The sequence below is a fragment of the Streptococcus parasanguinis genome, from assembly GCF_015557775.1.
GTDB classification, from domain to species: domain Bacteria; phylum Bacillota; class Bacilli; order Lactobacillales; family Streptococcaceae; genus Streptococcus; species Streptococcus parasanguinis_AA.
Window position 1 is genome coordinate 39,428 of the sequence record NZ_JADNOY010000003.1, and the last position, 21,095, is coordinate 60,522.

Below are 21,095 nucleotides of genomic sequence, written 5' to 3' on the forward strand. Positions count from 1 at the left end.
TGTCGAATTACATGCATGTCGACGGGGGAAGTTTATGGGAAAATTGAAAATAATGGTTGTGTTTGGGACGCGACCGGAGGCCATTAAAATGGCCCCTTTGGTGTTGGAGTTGCAAAAGCAAAAAGAGGTTATTGAGACCATTACGGTGGTCACTGCCCAGCACCGTCAAATGCTGGACCAGGTTTTAGAAACCTTTAACATCGTACCTGATTACGATTTGGATATTATGGGAAAAAGCCAGACCTTATTGGACATTACCTCTAAAATTCTGAATCAATTAGATCCAGTTATCAAAAAAGAAAAGCCGGATATGGTGCTCGTCCATGGAGATACGACAACCACCTTTGCGGCGAGTCTGGTTGCCTTTTACAATCAAGTCCGCATTGGTCACGTCGAAGCTGGTTTGAGAACCTTTGATAAATATTCACCGTATCCAGAAGAGATGAACCGTCAAATGACGGATGATTTAGCGGATCTGTATTTTGCGCCGACAGGCGAAAGTAAGGCCAATCTCTTAAAAGAAAATCATCCGGAATCCTCTATTGTAGTGACGGGAAATACTGCCATTGATGCGTTGAAACTCACGGTTCAAGAGAACTATCATCACGAAGTACTGGATCAATTAGATCCAGCTAAAAAAATCATCCTTGTCACTATGCATCGAAGAGAAAATCAAGGAGCTCCCATGAGAGCGGTCTTTGGAGCTCTGAGAGAAATGGTGGATCAAGAACCGACTATTGAAGTGGTTTACCCAGTGCACCTTAGTCCAGCGGTACAAGAGGCGGCAAACGATCTATTAGGAGATCATGATCGGATCCATCTCATTGCACCTTTAGATGTGCTTGACTTCCACAACTTGGCTTCGAGAAGTTACTTCATCATGTCGGATTCAGGTGGGGTACAAGAAGAAGCGCCATCATTGGGGAAACCGGTATTGGTATTGCGTGATACAACAGAACGCCCAGAAGGGGTCAAAGCAGGGACTTTGAAATTAGTTGGTACGGATCCTGCCGTCGTCAAATCCACGATAACGGAGCTCTTAACCAACGAACATCTTTATCTAGAAATGGCAAATGCCCGAAATCCTTATGGAGATGGAAGAGCTTCTGAGCGAATCGTGCAAGCTATTAAACATTACTTTGGCCAGGGAGATGCTGCTGAAGAATTTCATGAGGGAGAGAAAGAATAAATGAAAAAAACGGAAAAGTTAAGTAGATGGTTGCTAATTTTGATTGTTTTCGAAGTACTTCTTTTACTTTACTGCTTGTTTTTTGCAAGAGAGATTCTGATTGAAGAAGGATTATTCTTTGTTTTAGGATTATTTTCTGCTATTGTTTTATCAGATTTGTTGTTGACATGGACCATCCTGTTGTCATTTGCCCTAGGGATTGTCTTTTTGGTGGCGGGTGTTGTCTATATCCCATTTCATCAAGCCTTGCTTCTGCTCTTTAGTTTTCCAATCTTGATTGGAATTTTGACCCAAATTCGCTACCACCTCTTTAAAGAGATTGCAAAAGTGAAGGATCAAGAGCCAGAAGCTTACGCAGATTACCGCAACCGCATCGCTTCTTATGGCGGACAAACCAATGATACAATTCAGGCCTTACTCATTCACTGGTCGCACGAGGAATTGTTCTTCCAATTGCAACCGAGAGAGTACAATCGGACCTTGAACCAAATCAACTATTTGTTAACGCATCATCTGAAGCCAAATGAAAGCTTGTATTATGTATCAGACGGTAATTTCTTGATCTTATCTTCTGATAGCGAGCGGGATCTGAAGAGCGATTATATGACGGTCTTAAAACCACAGTTGGAAGGACTGGTTTTCCAAGGAGAAGATGGGGTTCAGGGCATCCAATTTCAGTCAGGATTTCTTGTAGTGGATCAATCCAATCGAACCAAATACCATCGCTATAAAGAAATGATTCGTTACTTAAAACGTCAACTTGAAACAGATATTATTGTGGAATATTAGGAGGAAAACATGTCTCTTACAAATATATTTTTTAATATAGCTGTAGGCATCAGTGTATTTTTTGCCTTGTGCTTTATTGTATTATTTGTAGCTTATACGGTGATTTACCACCGTGTCAATAAAAATTTTAAGGCGGTGGACCATGATTAGTCAGATTGTGATGATTATTGCCTTGATTTCGATTTGGTTGTCCTTAGCCTGGGGCTTAGTAATCCTCTTTTCAGCCGTTCATTTTTGGTTTAAACACAGTGATTTTCGTGTTAATACGGATCCGCTTCCTTATTATCCAAAAGTGACGATCGTCGTGCCCGCCCATAATGAGGATGTGGTCATTGCACAAACAGCTAAAGCGATCCTTGATATGAACTACCCACATGATCGTGTTGAATTACTGCTCTTTGCGGATAATTGTTCTGATCGAACCTATGAAGAGTGTTTGGCGGTTAAAGCATTGCCAGAGTATGCAGGACGTGATTTGACCATTATCAATCGAAGCGGGACAGGTGGGAAAGCCGGTGTGCTAAATGACGCTTTGGCGATGGCAACCGGAGACTATATCTGCGTCTATGATGCAGATGCCATGCCTGAAAAGAATGCTCTTTATTTCCTTGTGAAAGAAGTCCTCAAAGATCCAGAACGTCATGTGGCTTCTTTCGGCCGCAATAAAACGCGGAATGCCAATCAAAACTTCTTGACTCGCTGTATCAACCAAGAAATTGTCGTTACCCAACGGGTTCATCATGTGGGCATGTGGCATCTCTTTAAGATTGGACGGATTCCAGGAACTAACTTCATTATTCAAACCGAATTTGTCAAGAGTATTGGAGGATGGAAAAACGGTGCCTTGACTGAGGATACAGATATTTCCTTCAAGATTATGCAAAGTGGGAAGTTGATTGCGCTAGCCTATAATTCAGAAGCCTTCCAACAAGAGCCAGAGACTCTGAAGAGTTACTATATGCAACGGAAACGTTGGGCCAAAGGGAATTATGAAGTGGTTCTTTCCAACTTCAAGCATTTATTTGGTAAGGGAAATTGGCGCGTGAAGTTGGAAGTGACCAACTATTCCTGTGTCTTCTTCTGGTTTAACGCAGCCATCGTCTTATCGGACTTGATCTTTTTTGCCAATATTCTGGCCATGTGTATCCATACAGTGGTGCCAGGTGTGCAAATTCCATTTGCCTTTGATTCTGAAAATATCTACATTGCGCAATTGATGCTCTTCAATTGGATCTTGATGATTGGGCTTTATCTGCTTCAGATTAATGTGGCTCTTGCCTCACAATTTGGTCAAGCTACTACCAAGCAAATTTGGTTGGCCTTGGCTGCCTATTTCACCTATTCTCAACTGTTTATCATTGTGTCGATTGATGCCATCTCTTCGATTGTGATGGATAAACTATTGCACCGGAAAGAAACCAAATGGGTTAAAACAAAACGATTCGCAGGATAGGAGAGATTATGAATACGAAAAAGATGAGATATGTATGGTTTCTAGTCATCCTTTGCATTTTCTGTTTGACCTTGTTTTTAGCGAGAACGAGAAGTAAAGTGGAGATGCGAAATCGAATTTATCGTCAGTGGAATGAGCATTTTGTTGTTTCAAAAGGGAAAGAATCCTATGTTCGAACCACCAATGATAGCAATCAAACAGTAGTGTTATCCGAGGCGCAAAGTTATGGAATGCTCATTACTGTTGCAGCTGCTGAAAAAGGACAAGCCCAACAAGCAGACTTTGACCGACTCTATCACTATTATCTAAATCATCGCTTAGAAGGTACCCAATTGATGTCTTGGAAACAAACCATCAGCAATGGAAAAGCAAAAGATGAGGATCATAACGCCACAGATGGGGATCTCTACATCGCCTATGCTCTTCTAAAAGCTGCTCAGCAATGGCCAAAGCAAGCCAAAGACTACCAGGTTCAAGCCAAAGCGATTTTAGAAGATATTCTCGCACACAACTACAATGAAGAAACTGGTGTGTTAACGGTGGGGAATTGGGCCAATCAGGACTCGGAGTTTTATCATTTGATGCGGACGTCTGATACACTGCCAGCGCAATTCCAGATCTTTTATGAAGTGACAAAAGATTCGAAGTGGTTGGATATCAAAGAAAAGATGTTGCAGCAACTCCAAACGATCAGCTCCCAAACCAAAACAGGTTTACTACCTGATTTCATCTGGGTAGATGAGCAAGGAACGCGTGTAGCGGATCCCAAGACGATTGAATCCAAGTATGATGGTGCCTACTCGTATAACGCTTGTCGCCTTCCATACAACCTTGTTCAAAGTAAGGACAAAACCAGTCAACAATTGGTGAAAAAGATGCTTAACTTTTTCAAGAGTCAACGAAACCTGTATGCAGGTTATGACTTGAAAGGGAAGGCCTTGAACAATCATCAGGCAGCAAGCTTTTTGGCACCGATTGTCTATGCCTCTGAACATGAAAAAGGCTATTTGAAGTTGGTTCAACAGAACAAGTATATCTTTACACAAGATCTACCTCTGAATAACTATTACGATGCAACCATGACAACTATGATTGCACTAGAATTGTTCTAAATACTTGAGAAAAGAGAGTTCCCCAGGATGGTCTGTCCATTTTGTTGGGACTCTCTTCTTTTGATTCTCGAAAAAAGGAACCAATAGCAATTAGGCAGTCTATTTTTGAAAAATAATTGTGAAAATCACCTGAAAACTACCTGAAAAATCATGCTCTGAGCAGAAAACTTTTATTCTCAAAGGATTTTCTATATAATAGAGGATACAAAGGATGGAAGAGTTTATGTATCGAGTGATTGAAATGTACGGGGACTGTGAACCCTGGTGGTTTTTAGAAGGTTGGGAAGAAGATATCGTGAGTAGTCGGAAGTTTGAAGACTATTACCAGGCTTTGAAATACTACAAGCAGAAGTGGTTGGAGTTAAATGAGCACTTTCCAAGTTATAAGAGTCGGAGTGACCTCATGACGATCTTTTGGGATACCAAGGAGCAAGAGTGGTGTGAGGACTGCAGTGAAGATGTGCAGTTTTTCCATTCGATTGTCCTCCTAGAAGACGAGCATAAGATCCCTAAAAGCAAGCTCCGCCCAGGCTACGAAAAGGAAAGAGGCAGTCGCAAACACCGTTCTTGTCAATATACACTCGATTCAAAAAAGGGGACGACCCTGTCATAAGAGAAATTCGGAAGATTTTTTAGAGCGATCTAGAAAGTCTTCTTTTTTTGTCTTCTTTTTCGAATAGTATAAGTGAGAGGAGGAACTATGGTTCAAGAAATTGCAAAAAAATTGATCCGCATGGGGAAAAAGGAAGAAGCCCAGGATCTCTATTTCATCCCTCGAAAGGAGGAGTACCAGGTTTTTATGAGGGTCGGAGATGAGAGGCGCTTTGTACAATCCTTTCCGTTTGAGGAGATGACGGCTATGATTAGCCATTTTAAGTTTGTAGCAGGGATGAATGTGGGAGAAAAAAGGCGCAGCCAGCTAGGGTCGTGTGATTACCCATTAGAGGATGGAGTGGTTTCGATTCGCTTGTCGACGGTGGGGGATTATCGTGGTTATGAAAGCTTGGTCATTCGGCTCTTGCATGATGAGGAACGTGAATTGCGGTTTTGGTTTGATCAATTGCCAGACTTGAAGAAGAAATTGGCTGGTCGTGGGCTCTATCTCTTTGCAGGTCCTGTTGGTTCGGGAAAGACTACTCTCATGCATGCTTTAGCGCAAGAGCGCTTTGCGGACCAGCAAGTCATGTCTATTGAAGACCCTGTCGAAATCAAGCAGGACAATATGCTTCAGCTTCAGCTGAATGACCAGATCGGCATGACCTATGACAACCTGATCAAACTCTCCTTACGCCATCGGCCGGACCTTCTCATTATTGGAGAGATCCGAGATAAGGAAACAGCTCGTGCAGTCGTACGAGCTAGTTTGACAGGGGTCACCGTCTTCTCTACGATTCATGCCAAGAGCGTTCGAGGTGTTTATGAGCGCCTTTTAGAGCTTGGAGTGAGTGAGGAAGAGCTCAAGATTGTTTTACAAGGTATTTGCTACCAACGATTAATTGCAGGAGGAGGTGTGGTCGATTTTGCGACGGAAAACTACCAAGAGCACTCAGCCAGCCGCTGGAACCAACAAATGGATCTCTTGGCTCAATCGGGATATATCCAGCTGGCTCAGGCCCAAGCCGAAAAAATTATCTACCGCTAAACAAAAGCAAATCATTGAATTGTTTTTGAATCTTTATTCGAGTGGTTTTCATCTGTCGGAGATCGTTGATTTTCTGGATCGCTCTCACCTAGTGGAGAGTCGTTTGGTTTCCCAGATGCGAGAGGATCTCTCGCGGGGCCGGAGTTTTTCAGAGATGATGGCGGGGATCGGTTTTTCAGATGCGGCCATGACACAGCTGTCTCTCGCTGAACTCCATGGCAATCTTGCATTGAGCTTGGAGAAAATCAGTGCTTACCTAGAAAACATGCGCAAGGTCAAGAAAAAGCTGATTGAGGTGAGCACCTATCCTCTCATCTTGCTTGGATTTTTAGTTCTGATTATGCTAGGCTTGCGCAATTACTTGCTTCCTCAAATGGATGCTCAAAATATTGGGACGCAATTGATCAGTTCCTTCCCCCAACTCTTTTTGGCCTTAGGAGCGGGACTGGTGATCTTCTTCTTACTCAGCTTTCTCTATTATCGAAAGTCAGGCAAGATCAAGGTTTTTAGAACCTTGTCTCATCTGCCTTTCGGGAAAGGCATGATTCAAGCTTATTTGACAGCCTATTATGCCAGAGAATGGGGTAATCTGATTGGACAAGGATTGGAATTGTCTCAGATTTTTTCCATGATGCAGGGGCAAAAATCCCAGCTTTTTCAGGAAATTGGAAGGGACTTAGCTCTTTCTTTAGATCGTGGCCAGTCCTTTTCAGAGACGGTCAGGGGGTATCCTTTTTTCAAAAAAGAATTGTCCCTTATGATTGAATACGGTGAAGTCAAATCAAAGCTCGGAAGTGAGCTAGAGATCTACGCTGAAAAAACATGGGAAGATTTCTTTCGTCGGGTTCACAAGGCCATGAATGTGATACAACCCTTGGTGTTTGTCTTTGTGGCTCTTGTGATTGTGTTACTCTATGCAGCCATGTTGCTGCCGATTTATCAAAATATGGAGGTTCATTTATGAAAAAAATAAAAACCTATAAGGTTAAAGCCTTTACACTTATTGAAATGTTGGTGGTCTTATTGATCATCAGTGTGCTCTTATTGCTCTTTGTGCCGAATTTGACCAAGCAAAAAGACTCCGTGAAAGAGACAGGAAATGCAGCGGTTGTGAAGGTGGTCGAAAGCCAGGCTGAATTGTATGAGCTCAATCATACCAATGACCAAGCCACTCTAGCAAAACTGATTGCGGATGGAAATATTACCAACAAACAAGCTGAATCCTACCGTGCCTATTATGCGAAAAATAGTGGAGAAACTCGTGCGGTTGCAGATTAAGGCCTTCACTTTGGTGGAGACCCTTCTGACCTTGATGATCGTCAGTTTTATCTATCTGGGCTTATCGGGATCGATCAAGACGAGCTTTCAGCAGGTGGAAGAAAAAGTATTTTTTGCAGAGTTTGAACATCTCTATCAAGAAAGCCAAAAGATAGCATTGGCAAGGCAAACGGAATTGGATGTTGAAGTGACTGCAAGGAAGATTCAAACGCCCTACCAGACGGTGGAGATTCCTGATTCTGTCATTTTGCAAGATCCTAAAACTATTCGTTTAGACCGAGCAGGTGGCAATTCATCCCTGGCCAATGTTCACTTTCAGACACAGAGAGGAGTGGTGACCTATCAACTGTCGCTTGGAAATGGGAAAATTAAAAAAAGCATCCGTTCCCGCTAGTATTCTCATAGAATCCTTAGTTGCCTTGGGTTTATTTGCCATGATTACGACCTTATTGTTAGCGGAGATCCGGCGTTCGCGCAAGGAGCGACTAGCGGATTTCAAAGAGGTAGAGGTCTTATCTGTCGCTCAAATGGCGCTTCAGACAGGGCAAAATCATCTGGAGGCCAATGGTATTCAGGTTCAAGTCGAAAAAGATGCCGATCAGCTCACGGTCTATCATCAAGGGAAGGTGGTACTGCATGTGGAATAACGGAAAGGTCAAGGCCTTTACCCTGCTCGAAGCCTTGGTCGCTCTCTTGGTGCTCAGTGGGGGTGTGTTGGTCTTTCAAGGCTTGACCAAGCTCCTGCATGCTGAATTGGACTACCAGGCGCATCAAAAGCAGGAAGAATGGGTACTTTTTCAGCAACAATTGCAGGTGGAATTGGACCGGAGTCATTTTGAAAAAGTAGCGGACAATCATATCTACTTGGTTCAGGATCAAAAACCAATTGCTATTGGCCAATCTAAAGGAGATGATATCCGAAAAACAGATGATAAGGGCAGAGGCTATCAGCCTATGATTTCAGGGGTTCGCTCTAGCCAAATTTGGCAGGAGGGAGAGCTCCTTCATCTGCGGTTGAATTTTGAAGAAGGTCTAGAAAGGGAGTATGTCTACCATGTGGTACCAGCGATACAAAATGAAAAAAGTTAAGGCTGGTGTCTTGCTCTACGCCCTCTTGATGGCAGCGATTTTTAGTCTCTTGCTTCAGTTTTACCTGCATCGTCAGGTTGCGGAGAGACGGATCTTAAAGACGAGTCAAGATCGCCTTCGGGCCTATGCTTTGGTGCAATTGGCTCTTGAAAAGAGAAAGAGTGATGAGAAGACATCAGAGATTCATTTAAAGTCTGGAACAGTTCAGCTAAAGAAGGATACTGGTTTTCTTCATGCCCAAGCTGAGATGGATGGCGAAAGCTATGAGTTTGTCCTTCCTGTAAGGGAAGAAAAGGAAAGCAAGAAGAGTCAAAAAGAAAAGAAGAAGACACAGAAAGATAAGGAGAAGGCAGGGAGCGAAACGCCTTCTGAAGAGACGCCAAACGAGACCAAGGAACCAGCAGAAAATAGCGAAAAAGACTAATTTTTGGTATGATAGGGTGCGGAGGAAATCATGAATTTCGAAAAAATTGAACAAGCTTATACCTATCTATTAGAAAACACTCAAAGTATTCAAAATGAATTGTCGACCAACTTTTATGACGCCTTGATTGAACAAAATGCCATGTATTTGGATGGCAAGACGTATCTAGACATTGTTAAAAACAATAGCAAAAAATTAAAAGAACTAGGTTTAAGTAAGGAAGAATGGCGCAGAGCCTACCAATTCCTTTTTATGAAAGCTGCTCAGACAGAACCTTTACAAGCGAATCACCAGTTCACACCAGATGCGATTGGTTTTATCATTACATTTTTGATCGATCAGTTGGCTAAAAGCGACCAACTGGATGTCTTAGAAGTGGGAAGTGGAACCGGAAATCTCGCTGAGACTATTGTCAACAATAGCCGTCTCAAGATCGATTACTTAGGGTTGGAAGTGGATGATCTCTTGATTGACCTATCTGCTAGTATCGCAGACGTGATGGAATCCAGTGTTGTCTTTGCACAAGGAGACGCGGTGCGTCCTCAAGTGTTGAAAGAAAGTGACTTGATCGTTAGTGACTTACCGATTGGCTATTATCCAGATGATGCGATTGCACAGCGCTATCAGGTGGCGAGCTCCGAAGGCCATACCTATGCCCATCACCTCATGATGGAACAAGCTCTGAAATACCTGAAACCTCAAGGAGTTGCCATCTTTTTAGCTCCAAATAACCTCTTGACAAGCCCTCAGAGTGATCTGTTGAAAGCTTGGCTAACAGACAAGGCTCAACTCCTTGCCATGCTGACCTTGCCAGAATCTCTCTTTTCAAATCCAGCCTATGCAAAGACGATTTTCGTCCTACGAAAACAAGAAGAAGAGTCTGTTCAGCCCTTTGTTTATCCGTTTACCGATCTCCAGGATCAAGACCAGGTGGTTCACTTTATGGAAAGTTTCCAAAACTGGTTAAAGGATAGTGAAATTTGATCAAAGATCTGATATAATAGAGGAAGTGAAAACGCTTAATGAGGTGAATATATGTCGAAAACAATTTCTATTAATGCAGGAAGCTCTAGTTTGAAATGGCAATTGTACCAAATGCCAGAGGAAACTGTTCTTGCAAAAGGGTTGATTGAACGGATCGGTTTGAAAGATTCTATTTCAACTGTTAAATTTGATGGACGCTCTGAAAAACAAGTATTAGATATCCAGGACCATACACAAGCTGTTAAAATTTTGTTGGATGATTTGATTCGCTTTGACATTATCAAATCCTACGATGAGATTACAGGCGTGGGCCACCGCGTCGTTGCTGGTGGAGAATACTTCAAGGATTCTGCCTTGGTAGATGACGAAGTCCTTCGAAAAGTAGAAGAATTGTCTTTGTTAGCACCTCTTCATAATCCTGCAAATGCAGCTGGAATTCGCGCCTTTAGAGAGATTTGTCCAAATATTACCAGTGTTGTCGTATTTGATACTTCTTTCCATACAACTATGCCGGAAAAAGCTTATCGTTACCCTCTTCCAACTAAATATTACACAGAAAATAAGGTCCGTAAGTACGGTGCTCATGGAACCAGTCATCAGTATGTAGCGGGTGAAGCTGCTAAACTTCTTGGAAAACCATTAGAAGAATTGAAATTGATCACCTGCCACGTCGGAAATGGTGTATCTGTTACAGCGGTTGACAAGGGAATCTCTGTCGATACCTCAATGGGCTTCACCCCTCTAGGTGGTGTCATGATGGGAACCCGTACAGGGGATCTCGATCCAGCGATTATTCCTTACTTGATGGAGCATACAGAGGATTTCAATAAGCCTGAAGATATCAGCCGTATCCTCAATCGTGAATCAGGTCTTCTGGGTGTTTCTGAATCTTCTAGCGACATGCGGGATATTCATACAGCGATGCACAATGGAGACGAAAAAGCCAAATTGGCTTACGATATCTTTATCGATCGTTTGCAAAAATACATCGGTCAATACTTAGCTGTCTTGAATGGTGCAGATGCCATCATCTTTACAGCAGGAATCGGTGAAAATGCAGTAAACGTTCGTTCTTCTATTATCAATGGAATCAGCTGGTTTGGCTGCAAGGTCGACCCTGAAAAGAACGTCTTTGGAGTTGTCGGAGATATTTCCACAGATGATTCACGTGTGAAGGTATTGGTGATTCCAACGGATGAAGAGTTGGTGATTGCGCGTGACGTTGAACGTTTCAAAAATCAGTAAACTGAAATAAAGTGAGAAAGCTGGAGGCGAAAGCCCCAGTCTTCTTATTTTATACAAGAAAGAGGTTGTCCATTGAAAAACATACAGTCTTTTATTCGAGAGCACCCATTATGTCAGAATGCCCTCTGGCTCCTTCTTTTTGTGCCCTTATTCTTTCTCTCACAATTCCCCCTCATCACCATGGTTTATTCCCTTCAAGAAGGAGTAGATGCAAGGTGGGTCACTATCCTCACTCTCTTGGTAACAGTGGCGGTGCTCTTTGTTTTTTATAAGGTCATCAAGATGAGCCCTCTGGAGAACTTAGATGTTCGGGTCATAACCTGGCCGGCTCTGGGGAGAAATTTTCTTTTTCTTCTCTTGTTGATGGCTAATAACCTGCTCGCCTATCCCTTGTTGAAACAAGAGGCAGGTGGTACGACGGCAAACCAAGCGGCTCTGAATGAACTACAATCTCATGCTCCTTTTCTTGCTATGGGCATGGTCGTGATCCTTGTTGCTCCGATTCTAGAAGAGCTGCTCTGTCGGGCCATTATCCCTCGTTTGATCTTTCGAGGGGCAGAACCAATCGGTTATCTAGCCGGTGCTCTCTTTTTTACGTACTTGCATGGACCGAGTACCCTAGGGGAGTGGGTAGCTTACGGAGGCATGTCCTTGATCTTAACTTGGGTGGCTTATCGCTATAAGCGGATCGAGTATAGCATTTGCCTTCATATGACCTTGAATGCGCTGGCTTATTATTATCCGGTGGTCATACTCCTTTGTTTATTGCCAGTATGGAGAGTTTTCTTCCATGATAAATTATGATAAAATGGTAGGTACCAATGAGTTTTGATGCAGAACCATCCTACAGAAGGTCAGAAATCCGTATGGAGAGTAGACTCAGAGGTTTAGAACACTTGTTCTAGCCTCTTTTGTTCGCAATCATGCTGTAGGAAGGGAATCGAAGGAGAACGAAAATGATTGATAAAAAATGGCTGAGTGGCCAAGGGACCCTTCTTTGCGGGATCTTAAATGTCACTCCGGATTCATTTTCTGATGGCGGTAAGTATACGAGTGTGGATGCAGCCTTGCAGCAGGCGAGAAAACTGATCCAAGAAGGAGCTCAGATCCTCGATATCGGAGGAGAATCAACCAGACCAGGTAGTCATTATGTGGAAATCCAAGAAGAGATTGACCGCGTGGTTCCAGTAATTAAAGCCATTCGGAAAGAAAGTGATGTCTTGATTTCAGTGGATACCTGGAAGTCCCAGGTGGCGGCGGCGGCGCTGGAAGCTGGGGCTGATATAGTCAACGATATTACTGGTTTTCTTGGAGATTCTAAGATGGCTGCTGTCGTCTCGGAGCATGAAGCGAGCGCAGTTCTCATGTTTAATCCAGTGATGGCAAGACCGCATCATCCAAGTTCCACTATCTTTCCACGTTTTGGTTTTGAACCAGTCTTTTCAGAGCAAGAACTTCAACAGATGGCTCAAGAACCGATTCAAGACGTGATGTGGACCTTCTTTGACCGCTCGCTTGCGGTAGCGAAAGCAGCTGGTGTCCAGATGGATCGTATTATGCTGGATCCTGGGATCGGATTTGGTTTGACCAAGCGAGAGAACTTACTCTTATTACAAGAACTCGGGACGATTCACCAAAAGGGGTATCCGATCTTTCTAGGGGTCTCCCGCAAACGTTTTGTGGTCAATATTATTGAGGAAGCTGGATTTGAGACAGATCCTGCAACGGAGACTGGTTTTTGGAATCGGGACCTGGCTTCGAGCCATTTGACCAGTATTGCAGCCAGTCAAGGAGTCGAAGTGGTGCGGGTGCATGATATTCCCCTTCACAAGATGGCAGCCAGTCTGGGCCAAGCTATTTTCCAAGCCCAAGAGGCAGCAGATACCAATTTAAAACAATACAAGTAAATGAAGACAAAAGAACATCAGTTGGATCTTCGTTGGCTAGAGGCCTATCGTTCCCAAGATCCACATTTCGGCTTGGAGCGCATGGAAGCTCTCTTGGCTTTGAGAGGAAATCCTCACCTAGACTGTCGGGTCATCCATATTGCGGGGACCAATGGCAAAGGCTCTACCATTGCCACCTTGTCCCAACTCTTGAGGCAGGCAGGTTTACGAGTTGGAGTCTTTACCTCTCCTTATCTGATCCATTACAATGACCAAATCACCATTAATGGCGAAGCCATTTCGGATCAAGACCTGCAAACCTACCTGGATAGTTACCAGCAGCTCCTGCAAGCTGAAGAATCAAGGGCCATCTTTCAAGGGTTGACTGAATTTGAAGTGATGACGGCCATCGCCTATGATTATTTTGCTCACGAGGAGCTGGATTATGTGATCATGGAAGTCGGTATGGGGGGACGACTAGACAGTACCAATGTCTGTCAGCCTGTTCTGACTGCGATCACTTCGATTGGCTTGGATCATGTCGCCCTTCTTGGGCCAGATCTGGCTTCCATCGCCCGTGAAAAGGCAGGCATCATTAAGCCAGGAATTCCTCTGGTTCTAGGGAAATTAGAAGCAGAAGCCAGCCAAGTCATTGAAGGCATTGCGATTCAGAAGCAGGCACCGATAACAGCCTATGACAGAGATTACCAAGTTGAGCTAGAGGCCTCTTGTCTATCGGGCCAATCCTTTTCTTATCACAGTTCCAAAAGAGAAACAGCCTCCTATCAAGTAGCGCTCTTAGGTCATCACCAGGCTAGAAATGCAGCTCTTGCGATCAGTATCTGTGATGTACTTTTTGAAAGAGAAGGGCGTGAACTCTTGTCAAGAGAGTTAGTGGATGAGGCCTTGCATCAAGTCGTCTGGCCTGGCCGGATGGAAGTGGTCTCGCAAAATCCCATGATCTTACTAGATGGGGCCCATAACCCCCATGCCGTTGCGCCTTTGATCGCAAGTCTTCGGGAACTGTTCCCAAGTCAAAATAAGACCATTCTTTTTACCTGCATCCGGACCAAAGCCTTAGAAGAGATGCTCATTCAGTGGCAGGAACTAGAAAATAGTCGCTTGATCCTCACGAGCTTTGAAGATCCAAGAGCCTATTCTCAAGAAGAGATAAGAGCTGCTGCGAAAAACCATCAGCTTGAGGAAGTCAACTGGCAAGAGTTTCTACAAAACTGGCAAGCTGAAGGCAATGAGCTCCTCATTGTAACGGGGTCGCTCTACTTCCTTAGCCAGGTACGACCTTATTTATTAAAAACAGAAAAATCCAACTAGGAGATGATATGGATACAAAGAAAATTGAAGAAGCAGTAAAAATGATCATCGAGGCAGTCGGTGAAGATGAGAACCGTGAGGGACTTCAGGAAACGCCGACCCGCATTGCCAAGATGTACCAAGAAATCTTTTCAGGACTAGGGCAGACAGCAGAAGAGCACCTGTCTAAATCATTTGAAATCATTGATAACAATATGGTGGTTGAGAAGGATATTTTCTTCCATTCCATGTGTGAGCATCACTTTTTGCCGTTTTATGGAAAAGTGCACATTGCCTACATTCCAAATGGCCGTGTGGCTGGGCTTTCAAAACTGGCTCGTACGGTCGAAGTTTATGCTAAAAAACCACAGATTCAGGAACGTTTGACGGTAGAAATCGCAGATGCCTTGATGGAATATCTTGGAGCGCAAGGTGCCCTTGTCTGGGTAGAAGCAGAACATATGTGTATGAACATGCGGGGTGTCCGTAAACCTGGGACTGCTACAGTGACAACTGCTGCGCGTGGATTGCTTGCGACAGATAAAGACTTGAAAAATGAAGCCTATAAACTCATGGGCCACTAATGGCTGGCTATAAGAGGTGAAGAGAGTGGATCAATTACGGATCAAGGACTTAGAGGTATACGCCTATCATGGTGTTTTTCCAGCAGAAAAAGAATTGGGACAACGCTTTGTCCTAGACCTATGGGTGGATTATGAAATGACCCGTGCTGCCCGCACAGGTGATTTGGAAGCTTCGATCCATTACGGGATCTTAGCGGAACAATTGACCGAGTGGATGCAGGCAGAAAAAATCGATCTGATTGAAACGGTGGCCTTTCAGTTGGTTCAAAAGATTTTCGAAAGTTATGCCTTCGTAGAAAAAGTTCGCCTGGAGTTGAAAAAACCTTGGGCTCCTGTTCCCTTGCCACTCGAGACTTGTTCGGTGACAATCGAACGGGAGAAAAAACGGGCCTTTATTGGGCTTGGCACCAATATGGGAGATAAACAACTGCAACTAGAGACGGCGCTAGAAAAACTCAAGGATCGAGGCATTCGCCTTCTCCAGACATCCACAAGGATTGAAACAGAACCTTGGGGAGGAGTGGAGCAGGACACCTTTTTGAATCAGGTGGCAGAGGTTGAAACATGGATGACCCCAGAGGATTTATTAGAGACCTTACTTGCCATTGAGCAGGAAATGGGGCGTGTCCGTGAGATCAAGTGGGGGCCACGTGTGATTGATTTAGATCTGCTCTATATGGATGACACCATTTGTTACAGTCCTAGCTTAATCTTGCCACATCCTTATGTGGCAGAACGTGCCTTTGTCCTAGAATCTTTGAATGAAATTGCTCCTCATTTTGTGGACCCTGTTCAAAGAAAGCCCATTCGCCAATTATGGGATGCTGTCAAATAGTTTCTCTTCTTTGCATTATAAAAAAACAATCCCTCGAGCAGGGATTGTTGAGAGCGTAGATAAACGAATCTTTAATAGAATCTAATCAATTCTTTAAAAATTATACTCGTTATAGTTATTCAGTCATCTAATGAAACTTTCCGCCGTGAGAAAAGTGCCTGAAACAATACCGTTTCAGGCACTCGGAATTATTGAGACCTTAGGCTCAATAATTAGTCATGGAACTTCGTAGAAGTTCGCTGACGTCCGTACTCACCTAAGGAAAGTTTTTTAAGAAGACTTTGTCTTCAATCTGAACAATTCCTAAAACAGGGATTGTTTTTGTTTGTCTGAGTTTATTTACGATACAAACGATCGTACTGGTAGACAGGGTCCATGGTGACGTTGATACCGAGCTTGCGAAGGACATTCTTGTCTTCGTCTGTCAGCATTACGGTTGAGTGGGCTTCACTGCCTTTCAACTTGCCTAATTCTTGCATAGCAAGCTTAGCGTCTTCATTGGTCATAGCTGTAATGGCTAGGGCAATGAGGATCTCGTTTGAGTGAAGACGAGGATTGCGGCTACCCAAATGATTGATCTTCAAGCCTTGGATAGGTTGGACGTATTCTGGCTCGATTAATTTGGTTTCTTTATCAATATGCGCCAATTTCTTGATCGCATTGATTAAGAGGGCTGCGGTTGGGCCAAAGAGATCGGAGGTTTTTCCGGTTACCATCTCGCCGTTTGGCAATTCAAGGGCTAAGGCTGGCTCCCCTGTTTCTTCTTCTTTCTGACGAGCAAGAACAGTCACTTTCCGGTCATTTGGAGTAATGCCCAAATCATTCATCAAGAGCTCAATCTTCTTGACAGCTCCTTCACCGACGCGTTCAGCTTTGACATCCAAGATGGTTTGGTAATAGCGACGGATGATTTCTTGTTGGGAAGCTTCAATCGCAGCGTCATTGTCCACAATGGCAAAGCCAACCATGTTGACGCCCATGTCTGTTGGAGAAGCGTAAGGAGAGGTTCCTAAGATGCGTTCCAACATGCGCTTCAAGACAGGGAAGATTTCGATATCGCGGTTGTAATTGACCGTTGTTTCTCCGTAGGTTTGGAGGTGGAAGGGATCGATCATATTGACATCGTCTAGATCTGCAGTCGCTGCTTCATAAGCCAAGTTGACTGGGTGGTGCAAAGGAAGATTCCATACTGGGAAGGTTTCAAACTTGGCATAACCTGATTTGATCCCATTTAATTGGTCATGGTACATATTGGACATACAAGTTGCCAGCTTACCAGAACCAGGTCCAGGAGCTGTCACAACGACCAAATTGCGGCTAGTTTTGATGTAGTCATTTTTCCCCATACCTTCAGGAGAGATGATGTGGTCCATATCGGTCGGATAGCCCTTGATCGGATAGTGGAGATAAGAGGCGATCCCGCTCTTGTCCAGTTGTTTGCGAAAGGCATCTGCTGCAGCTTGTCCAGCATATTGGGTGATGACGACAGAGCCTACAAAGATCCCCAATTCATTGAATTTGTCGATCAAGCGTAGCACTTCTTGGTCATAAGAAATTCCTAGATCCCCACGGGCTTTTGAGTGCTCAATGTTGTTGGCGTTGATGGCAATGACAATTTCCACCTGGTCGCGCAATTCTTGGAGCAACTTGATCTTATTGTCTGGTTCGTATCCAGGGAGGACACGAGCAGCGTGGAAGTCTTCTAACATCTTACCACCAAATTCAAGGTAGAGCTTGCCATCGAATTGGTTGATCCGCTCAATAATGTGGTCACGTTGCAAGTTCAAATACTTTTCAGAACTAAAAGCTTGTTTTTTCATGTAAAACTCCTGTATATAAGGGAAGGGTCTACCACACAAATCCAAGGATGAGTGTTCCGTTCCCTACCATTTCATTCTTTCATATTATATCAGAAAACAGATGGAAGATAAAATATTCTAAGATACTTTCCTAAGATGAGGTTAGACATCATAGAATTTGATTGTTCAGGCATATTTTTTACATAAAATAACCTAAGTGATGCTAAACAAATAAAATGAGGTAGTCTATTAAGGTCATTGCAGGGTGTACTTAAACTTTCCGCTGTGAGAAAAGTGCCTGAAACGACTCAGTTTCAGGCACTCGGAATTATTGAGACCTCAGGCTCAATAATTAGTCTTGGAACTTCGGAGAAGTTCGCAGACGTCCGTACTCACCTAAGGAAAGTTTTTAAGAGGATTTTATCCTCGATCTGAAAGCCCCTTACGGGGCTTCAGATCGATGCTACTTAATAGTGTTTGATCAAATCAACTGTAGAGCGATCCAATTTCTTAACCAATGCTTGCAAGAAGGCTTGTGCTTGCAAGAAATCATCCATGGCATAGAGGGTTTGGTGAGAGTGGATGTAACGTGCACAGACACCAATAGTGGTTGATGGGACCCCGCCGTTCTTCAAGTGTGCTGCACCTGCATCGGTACCACCTTTGGCACAATAGTATTGGAATTTGATGCCCGCTTCTTCAGCAGTAGTGAGCAAGAAATCTTTCATATTTGGTAGCATGATGTGACCTGGATCATAGAAACGAAGCAGTGTTCCTTCCCCAATCGCCCCTTGGTCTCCAAAGACATCAGCTGCTGGTGAACAGTCTACAGCAAGGAAGATTTCAGGATCAAATTTAGTGGTTGAAGTGTGGGCTCCACGCAGTCCCACTTCTTCTTGAACGTTGGCCCCTACATAGAGTTCGTTGTTTAAGGCTTGTCCAGAAAGGCTCTTGGCCAATTCGCTGACCATCAAGACGCCGTAGCGGTTATCCCATGCTTTTGAGATGACGTTTTTACCATTAGCAGTGAGAATCGCAGAGCTATCTGGGACCAAAGTATCTCCAGGACGAACCCCATAACTTTCAGCTTCGGCTTTAGAGCTAAATCCTGCATCAAAGACGATGTCGCTAATGGCAGGTACGGTTGGTCCACCTGTTCCACGTGTCAAATGAGGAGGAACAGACCCTGAAATAGCAGGGTATTCACGTCCGTCACGTGTAAAGAGTTTGAAGCGTTGGCTGCTGACGACCATCGGATTCCAACCTCCGATTGGGACAACACGGAAAGTTCCGTCAGCTTTGATTTCGCTGATCATAAAACCAACTTCGTCCATGTGAGCAGCTACTAAGATACGAGGAGCATCGGCAGCTGTTGAATGTTTGACCCCAAAGATCCCACCGAGACCATCTGTCACGATTTCGTCCACATGAGGGGTCAATTGTTGGCGCAAATAATCCCGTACAGGAGCTTCATGACCTGAGATAGCAGGGATTTCAGTTACTTCTTTGATTTTAGAAAATAAATCAGTCATAGGTTACCTTCTTTCTGATGCTATTTTAACACTTTTTCTACAAGGATGGTAGCGTTATTATGGAAATCAGTCTCTAAAATCGGAGGGAGAGATCCAGCTTAGACCGTTGTCCCTCTGCTTATTTTGTGTTACAATAGGCACTATGAAAGCTAAAAAAATTATTTTGTCTAGTCTGGCTGTAGCAAGTGCAGGAGCTCTTGCGGCCGGTGTCTATAAAATTGCCAAAGATCAAAAGCGTCTCCGTACCCAAGAAGAGTTGGTAGCAGAAGTACGGGAGCAAATGGAAGCCATGGGGACGATTGCGACTCTGTATGTGGAACTCTACGAGTCTAGTGAAGAGCGCTTAGTAGGTGGTGTCATTTTTGAAGATGAGCGCCATTACCGCTTTGTCTATGAGGATGGTCTCTTGCATTACGAAGAGGAAAAACTATGATTACACCAAATTCTCTAGAAGAAATTGCTTCTTATGTAGAGCAAGAGGGCAAGAAAGTGTTTGTCTTTTCAGCAGATTGGTGTGGGGATTGCCGTTACCTCAAACCTTTTTTGCCGGAGATTGAGGCTGAAAATCCCGAATTTACCTTTATCTTGATTGACCGCGATGCCTATATGGATCTGGCGAAAGTCTGGGATGTTTATGGGATCCCAAGTTTGGTGGTTCTGGAAAAGGATAAGGAAATCGGTCGGTTTGTCAATCGGGATCGGAAAACTAAAGCGCAGATTACAGCATTCTTAGCAGGATTAAAATAGGAGAAAATCATGATTGTAACATACAACAAAGAACAAGTCGGCGATGTATTGATGCTGACCCTGAAAAATAGTGGGGAAGCAAAGCTAGCGGTGGAGAGAAAAGGAAAGGTGGCTCGCGTTTACCGTGAGGACAAGCAAGAAACCGTTGCCTGGAATATTTTTGACGCCTCATCTTTCTTCGCCATCGAAGGCAAGGGCCAAGTCTTTTTGACAGATGAGCAAGTAGCTCATTTGAACCAAGAATTGGAAAGAGAAGGTTTTTCAGAACGTTTGGTCAACGATCGGGAACCAAAATTTGTGGTCGGAGAAATCCTTGAAATGGTGGCCCATCCAGATAGTGACCACTTGAATATCTGCCAAGTAGCAGTTGGGGCAGACAAGACGGTTCAGATCGTAGCAGGAGCTCCAAATGCGCGGGTGGGTATAAAGACCATTGTCGCTCTTCCAGGTGCCATGATGCCGGATGGTAGCTTGATTTTCCCAGGGGCTCTTCGTGGAGAAAAAAGTTATGGTATGATGTGCAGTCCGCGCGAATTGCACTTGCCAAATGCTCCTCAAAAACGAGGCATTATTGAATTGGATGACGCAGAAGTAGCAGGGACACCTTTTGATCCTGTTCGTCACTGGCACGAATAAAGAGAAGAATCTAGGATGTTTTGGATTCTAGATTTTTTTGATTTTGGTTTGTTACCTCCATTTTTTGAAATTTTTTCGAATAAATAGATAGGAGGTAAATGATGTATAATAAAGTTATTTTAATCGGTCGCCTAGTGGCGGCCCCAGAATTGCATAAAACCAGCACAGACAAATCCGTTGCCCGAGTGACCGTTGCGGTCAATCGTCGTTATAAGGATCAAAACGGGGAGCGAGAGACTGATTTTGTCAATGTGGTTGTCTGGGGGAAATTGGCAGAAACCATGGCTAGTTATGCCAGCAAAGGGAGCTTGATCTCTTTGGATGGAGAGATTCGGACGCGCCGCTACGAGAAAAATGGCGTCATGCAGTATGTGACAGAGGTCCTCTGTCAAAGTTTTCAATTACTAGAGAGCCGCGCTCAGCGAGCGATGCGCGAAAATGGTGGAACGGGAGATTTAGCCGATATTATCTTAGAAGAGGAAGATCTTCCCTTTTAGAAGTAAAAAAGAAAGCTAGTTCGTCATAGACTAGCTTTCTTTTTTACTTATGAGGGATTTTAA

General features: G+C 43.8%; 26 protein-coding genes. 24 read left to right on the forward strand and 2 right to left on the reverse strand.

Features of this window, described 5'->3' with window-relative positions:
• Positions 1 to 34 precede the first annotated feature (34 nt).
• From wecB to folK, 20 genes are all read left to right on the forward strand, one after another.
• Positions 35 to 1,189 (forward strand): non-hydrolyzing UDP-N-acetylglucosamine 2-epimerase, encoded by a 1,155-nt coding sequence (gene wecB, locus I2F76_RS04945; RefSeq protein ID WP_195487362.1) that lies wholly within the window; start codon positions 35 to 37, stop codon positions 1,187 to 1,189.
• Complete coding sequence (locus tag I2F76_RS04950) at positions 1,190 to 1,978, forward strand: hypothetical protein (protein WP_045758995.1); 789 nt, start codon at positions 1,190 to 1,192, stop codon at positions 1,976 to 1,978. It begins immediately after the preceding gene.
• Positions 1,979 to 1,987: 9 nt separating this feature from the next.
• Entirely contained in the window at positions 1,988 to 2,128 is a 141-nt protein-coding gene (locus I2F76_RS04955; protein WP_003009749.1) for a hypothetical protein, read from the forward strand.
• Entirely contained in the window at positions 2,121 to 3,431 is a 1,311-nt protein-coding gene (locus I2F76_RS04960; protein ID WP_045758996.1) for a glycosyltransferase family 2 protein, read from the forward strand. Before I2F76_RS04955 ends, I2F76_RS04960 begins: the two co-directional genes overlap by 8 nt.
• Positions 3,432 to 3,439: 8 nt before the next feature.
• A complete protein-coding gene (locus I2F76_RS04965) occupies positions 3,440 to 4,543 on the forward strand; it encodes a glycosyl hydrolase family 8 (protein WP_045758997.1) in 1,104 nt (367 codons plus the stop codon).
• Positions 4,544 to 4,766: 223 nt separating this feature from the next.
• Complete coding sequence (locus I2F76_RS04970; protein ID WP_031572596.1) at positions 4,767 to 5,156, forward strand: DUF1033 family protein; 390 nt, start codon at positions 4,767 to 4,769, stop codon at positions 5,154 to 5,156.
• A gap of 87 nt (positions 5,157 to 5,243) precedes the next feature.
• Positions 5,244 to 6,185, forward strand: coding sequence for a competence type IV pilus ATPase ComGA (comGA, locus tag I2F76_RS04975; protein ID WP_049489152.1), 942 nt, complete (start codon positions 5,244 to 5,246; stop codon positions 6,183 to 6,185).
• Positions 6,118 to 7,149, forward strand: a complete 1,032-nt coding sequence (gene comGB / locus I2F76_RS04980) for a competence type IV pilus assembly protein ComGB (RefSeq protein ID WP_324250402.1) — start codon at positions 6,118 to 6,120, stop codon at positions 7,147 to 7,149. Before comGA ends, comGB begins: the two co-directional genes overlap by 68 nt.
• On the forward strand, positions 7,146 to 7,463 hold the full coding sequence (comGC, locus tag I2F76_RS04985; RefSeq protein WP_003013558.1) for a competence type IV pilus major pilin ComGC: 318 nt from the start codon (positions 7,146 to 7,148) through the stop codon (positions 7,461 to 7,463). Before comGB ends, comGC begins: the two co-directional genes overlap by 4 nt.
• Entirely contained in the window at positions 7,453 to 7,857 is a 405-nt protein-coding gene (gene comGD / locus I2F76_RS04990; RefSeq protein WP_003004513.1) for a competence type IV pilus minor pilin ComGD, read from the forward strand. Before comGC ends, comGD begins: the two co-directional genes overlap by 11 nt.
• Positions 7,823 to 8,110 carry a competence type IV pilus minor pilin ComGE gene (gene comGE / locus I2F76_RS04995; RefSeq protein WP_195487363.1) on the forward strand — a complete coding sequence of 96 codons (288 nt, stop codon included), beginning with the start codon at positions 7,823 to 7,825 and terminating at the stop codon, positions 8,108 to 8,110. Before comGD ends, comGE begins: the two co-directional genes overlap by 35 nt.
• Positions 8,100 to 8,552, forward strand: coding sequence for a competence type IV pilus minor pilin ComGF (gene comGF / locus I2F76_RS05000; protein WP_031572613.1), 453 nt, complete (start codon positions 8,100 to 8,102; stop codon positions 8,550 to 8,552). Before comGE ends, comGF begins: the two co-directional genes overlap by 11 nt.
• On the forward strand, positions 8,509 to 8,976 hold the full coding sequence (gene comGG / locus I2F76_RS05005) for a competence type IV pilus minor pilin ComGG (RefSeq protein ID WP_229289687.1): 468 nt from the start codon (positions 8,509 to 8,511) through the stop codon (positions 8,974 to 8,976). Before comGF ends, comGG begins: the two co-directional genes overlap by 44 nt.
• Before the next feature lie 30 nt (positions 8,977 to 9,006).
• A complete protein-coding gene (locus I2F76_RS05010; protein ID WP_195487364.1) occupies positions 9,007 to 9,960 on the forward strand; it encodes a class I SAM-dependent methyltransferase in 954 nt (317 codons plus the stop codon).
• Positions 9,961 to 10,011: 51 nt separating this feature from the next.
• On the forward strand, positions 10,012 to 11,205 hold the full coding sequence (locus I2F76_RS05015) for an acetate kinase (protein ID WP_070594726.1): 1,194 nt from the start codon (positions 10,012 to 10,014) through the stop codon (positions 11,203 to 11,205).
• A 72-nt stretch (positions 11,206 to 11,277) separates the two neighbouring features.
• On the forward strand, positions 11,278 to 12,009 hold the full coding sequence (locus I2F76_RS05020) for a CPBP family intramembrane glutamic endopeptidase (protein ID WP_195487365.1): 732 nt from the start codon (positions 11,278 to 11,280) through the stop codon (positions 12,007 to 12,009).
• Positions 12,010 to 12,161: 152 nt separating this feature from the next.
• Positions 12,162 to 13,112, forward strand: a complete 951-nt coding sequence (gene folP / locus I2F76_RS05025) for a dihydropteroate synthase (protein WP_195487366.1) — start codon at positions 12,162 to 12,164, stop codon at positions 13,110 to 13,112.
• A complete protein-coding gene (locus I2F76_RS05030; protein ID WP_195487367.1) occupies positions 13,113 to 14,423 on the forward strand; it encodes a bifunctional folylpolyglutamate synthase/dihydrofolate synthase in 1,311 nt (436 codons plus the stop codon).
• An 8-nt stretch (positions 14,424 to 14,431) separates the two neighbouring features.
• On the forward strand, positions 14,432 to 14,986 hold the full coding sequence (gene folE / locus I2F76_RS05035) for a GTP cyclohydrolase I FolE (protein WP_049483599.1): 555 nt from the start codon (positions 14,432 to 14,434) through the stop codon (positions 14,984 to 14,986).
• A 25-nt stretch (positions 14,987 to 15,011) separates the two neighbouring features.
• Complete coding sequence (gene folK / locus I2F76_RS05040; RefSeq protein WP_195487368.1) at positions 15,012 to 15,821, forward strand: 2-amino-4-hydroxy-6-hydroxymethyldihydropteridine diphosphokinase; 810 nt, start codon at positions 15,012 to 15,014, stop codon at positions 15,819 to 15,821.
• 335 nt (positions 15,822 to 16,156) lie between these two features.
• Here folK and I2F76_RS05045 read toward each other — a convergent pair whose 3' ends face one another.
• Together I2F76_RS05045 and pepA are read right to left on the reverse strand one after the other, a co-directional pair.
• A complete protein-coding gene (locus I2F76_RS05045) occupies positions 16,157 to 17,641 on the reverse strand; it encodes a DUF1846 domain-containing protein (protein WP_021154294.1) in 1,485 nt (494 codons plus the stop codon).
• Positions 17,642 to 18,087: 446 nt separating this feature from the next.
• Entirely contained in the window at positions 18,088 to 19,152 is a 1,065-nt protein-coding gene (gene pepA / locus I2F76_RS05050) for a glutamyl aminopeptidase (RefSeq protein WP_014712788.1), read from the reverse strand.
• Positions 19,153 to 19,294: 142 nt separating this feature from the next.
• On the opposite strand from pepA, the gene I2F76_RS05055 reads away from it, so the two are divergent.
• The 4 genes from I2F76_RS05055 (at position 19,295) to I2F76_RS05070 (ending at position 21,032) form a co-directional block, all read left to right on the forward strand.
• The gene (locus I2F76_RS05055) at positions 19,295 to 19,585 is read left to right on the forward strand and encodes a DUF4651 domain-containing protein (protein ID WP_003004245.1); all 291 of its coding nucleotides are present in this window, start codon (positions 19,295 to 19,297) and stop codon (positions 19,583 to 19,585) included.
• Entirely contained in the window at positions 19,582 to 19,899 is a 318-nt protein-coding gene (locus I2F76_RS05060) for a thioredoxin family protein (protein ID WP_013904499.1), read from the forward strand. Before I2F76_RS05055 ends, I2F76_RS05060 begins: the two co-directional genes overlap by 4 nt.
• 9 nt (positions 19,900 to 19,908) lie before the next feature.
• The gene (gene ytpR, locus I2F76_RS05065) at positions 19,909 to 20,535 is read left to right on the forward strand and encodes a YtpR family tRNA-binding protein (protein ID WP_195487369.1); all 627 of its coding nucleotides are present in this window, start codon (positions 19,909 to 19,911) and stop codon (positions 20,533 to 20,535) included.
• Between the two features lie 101 nt (positions 20,536 to 20,636).
• Positions 20,637 to 21,032, forward strand: a complete 396-nt coding sequence (locus tag I2F76_RS05070; RefSeq protein ID WP_003004675.1) for a single-stranded DNA-binding protein — start codon at positions 20,637 to 20,639, stop codon at positions 21,030 to 21,032.
• The last annotated feature ends 63 nt before the right edge of the window (positions 21,033 to 21,095 follow it).

What these genes read in the sequence shown, in the direction of transcription:
- wecB (WP_195487362.1), top strand. Translation starts at nt 35, where the DNA reads ATGGGAAAATTGAAAATAATGGTTGTGTTTGGGACGCGACCGGAGGCC.
- I2F76_RS04950 (WP_045758995.1), top strand. Translation starts at nt 1,190, where the DNA reads ATGAAAAAAACGGAAAAGTTAAGTAGATGGTTGCTAATTTTGATTGTT.
- I2F76_RS04955 (WP_003009749.1), top strand. Translation starts at nt 1,988, where the DNA reads ATGTCTCTTACAAATATATTTTTTAATATAGCTGTAGGCATCAGTGTA.
- I2F76_RS04960 (WP_045758996.1), top strand. Translation starts at nt 2,121, where the DNA reads ATGATTAGTCAGATTGTGATGATTATTGCCTTGATTTCGATTTGGTTG.
- I2F76_RS04965 (WP_045758997.1), top strand. Translation starts at nt 3,440, where the DNA reads ATGAATACGAAAAAGATGAGATATGTATGGTTTCTAGTCATCCTTTGC.
- I2F76_RS04970 (WP_031572596.1), top strand. Translation starts at nt 4,767, where the DNA reads ATGTATCGAGTGATTGAAATGTACGGGGACTGTGAACCCTGGTGGTTT.
- comGA (WP_049489152.1), top strand. Translation starts at nt 5,244, where the DNA reads ATGGTTCAAGAAATTGCAAAAAAATTGATCCGCATGGGGAAAAAGGAA.
- comGC (WP_003013558.1), top strand. Translation starts at nt 7,146, where the DNA reads ATGAAAAAAATAAAAACCTATAAGGTTAAAGCCTTTACACTTATTGAA.
- comGE (WP_195487363.1), top strand. Translation starts at nt 7,823, where the DNA reads ATGGGAAAATTAAAAAAAGCATCCGTTCCCGCTAGTATTCTCATAGAA.
- comGF (WP_031572613.1), top strand. Translation starts at nt 8,100, where the DNA reads ATGTGGAATAACGGAAAGGTCAAGGCCTTTACCCTGCTCGAAGCCTTG.
- comGG (WP_229289687.1), top strand. Translation starts at nt 8,509, where the DNA reads ATGTCTACCATGTGGTACCAGCGATACAAAATGAAAAAAGTTAAGGCT.
- I2F76_RS05010 (WP_195487364.1), top strand. Translation starts at nt 9,007, where the DNA reads ATGAATTTCGAAAAAATTGAACAAGCTTATACCTATCTATTAGAAAAC.
- I2F76_RS05015 (WP_070594726.1), top strand. Translation starts at nt 10,012, where the DNA reads ATGTCGAAAACAATTTCTATTAATGCAGGAAGCTCTAGTTTGAAATGG.
- folP (WP_195487366.1), top strand. Translation starts at nt 12,162, where the DNA reads ATGATTGATAAAAAATGGCTGAGTGGCCAAGGGACCCTTCTTTGCGGG.
- I2F76_RS05030 (WP_195487367.1), top strand. Translation starts at nt 13,113, where the DNA reads ATGAAGACAAAAGAACATCAGTTGGATCTTCGTTGGCTAGAGGCCTAT.
- folE (WP_049483599.1), top strand. Translation starts at nt 14,432, where the DNA reads ATGGATACAAAGAAAATTGAAGAAGCAGTAAAAATGATCATCGAGGCA.
- I2F76_RS05045 (WP_021154294.1), bottom strand. Translation starts at nt 17,641, where the DNA reads ATGAAAAAACAAGCTTTTAGTTCTGAAAAGTATTTGAACTTGCAACGT.
- pepA (WP_014712788.1), bottom strand. Translation starts at nt 19,152, where the DNA reads ATGACTGATTTATTTTCTAAAATCAAAGAAGTAACTGAAATCCCTGCT.
- I2F76_RS05055 (WP_003004245.1), top strand. Translation starts at nt 19,295, where the DNA reads ATGAAAGCTAAAAAAATTATTTTGTCTAGTCTGGCTGTAGCAAGTGCA.
- I2F76_RS05060 (WP_013904499.1), top strand. Translation starts at nt 19,582, where the DNA reads ATGATTACACCAAATTCTCTAGAAGAAATTGCTTCTTATGTAGAGCAA.
- ytpR (WP_195487369.1), top strand. Translation starts at nt 19,909, where the DNA reads ATGATTGTAACATACAACAAAGAACAAGTCGGCGATGTATTGATGCTG.
- I2F76_RS05070 (WP_003004675.1), top strand. Translation starts at nt 20,637, where the DNA reads ATGTATAATAAAGTTATTTTAATCGGTCGCCTAGTGGCGGCCCCAGAA.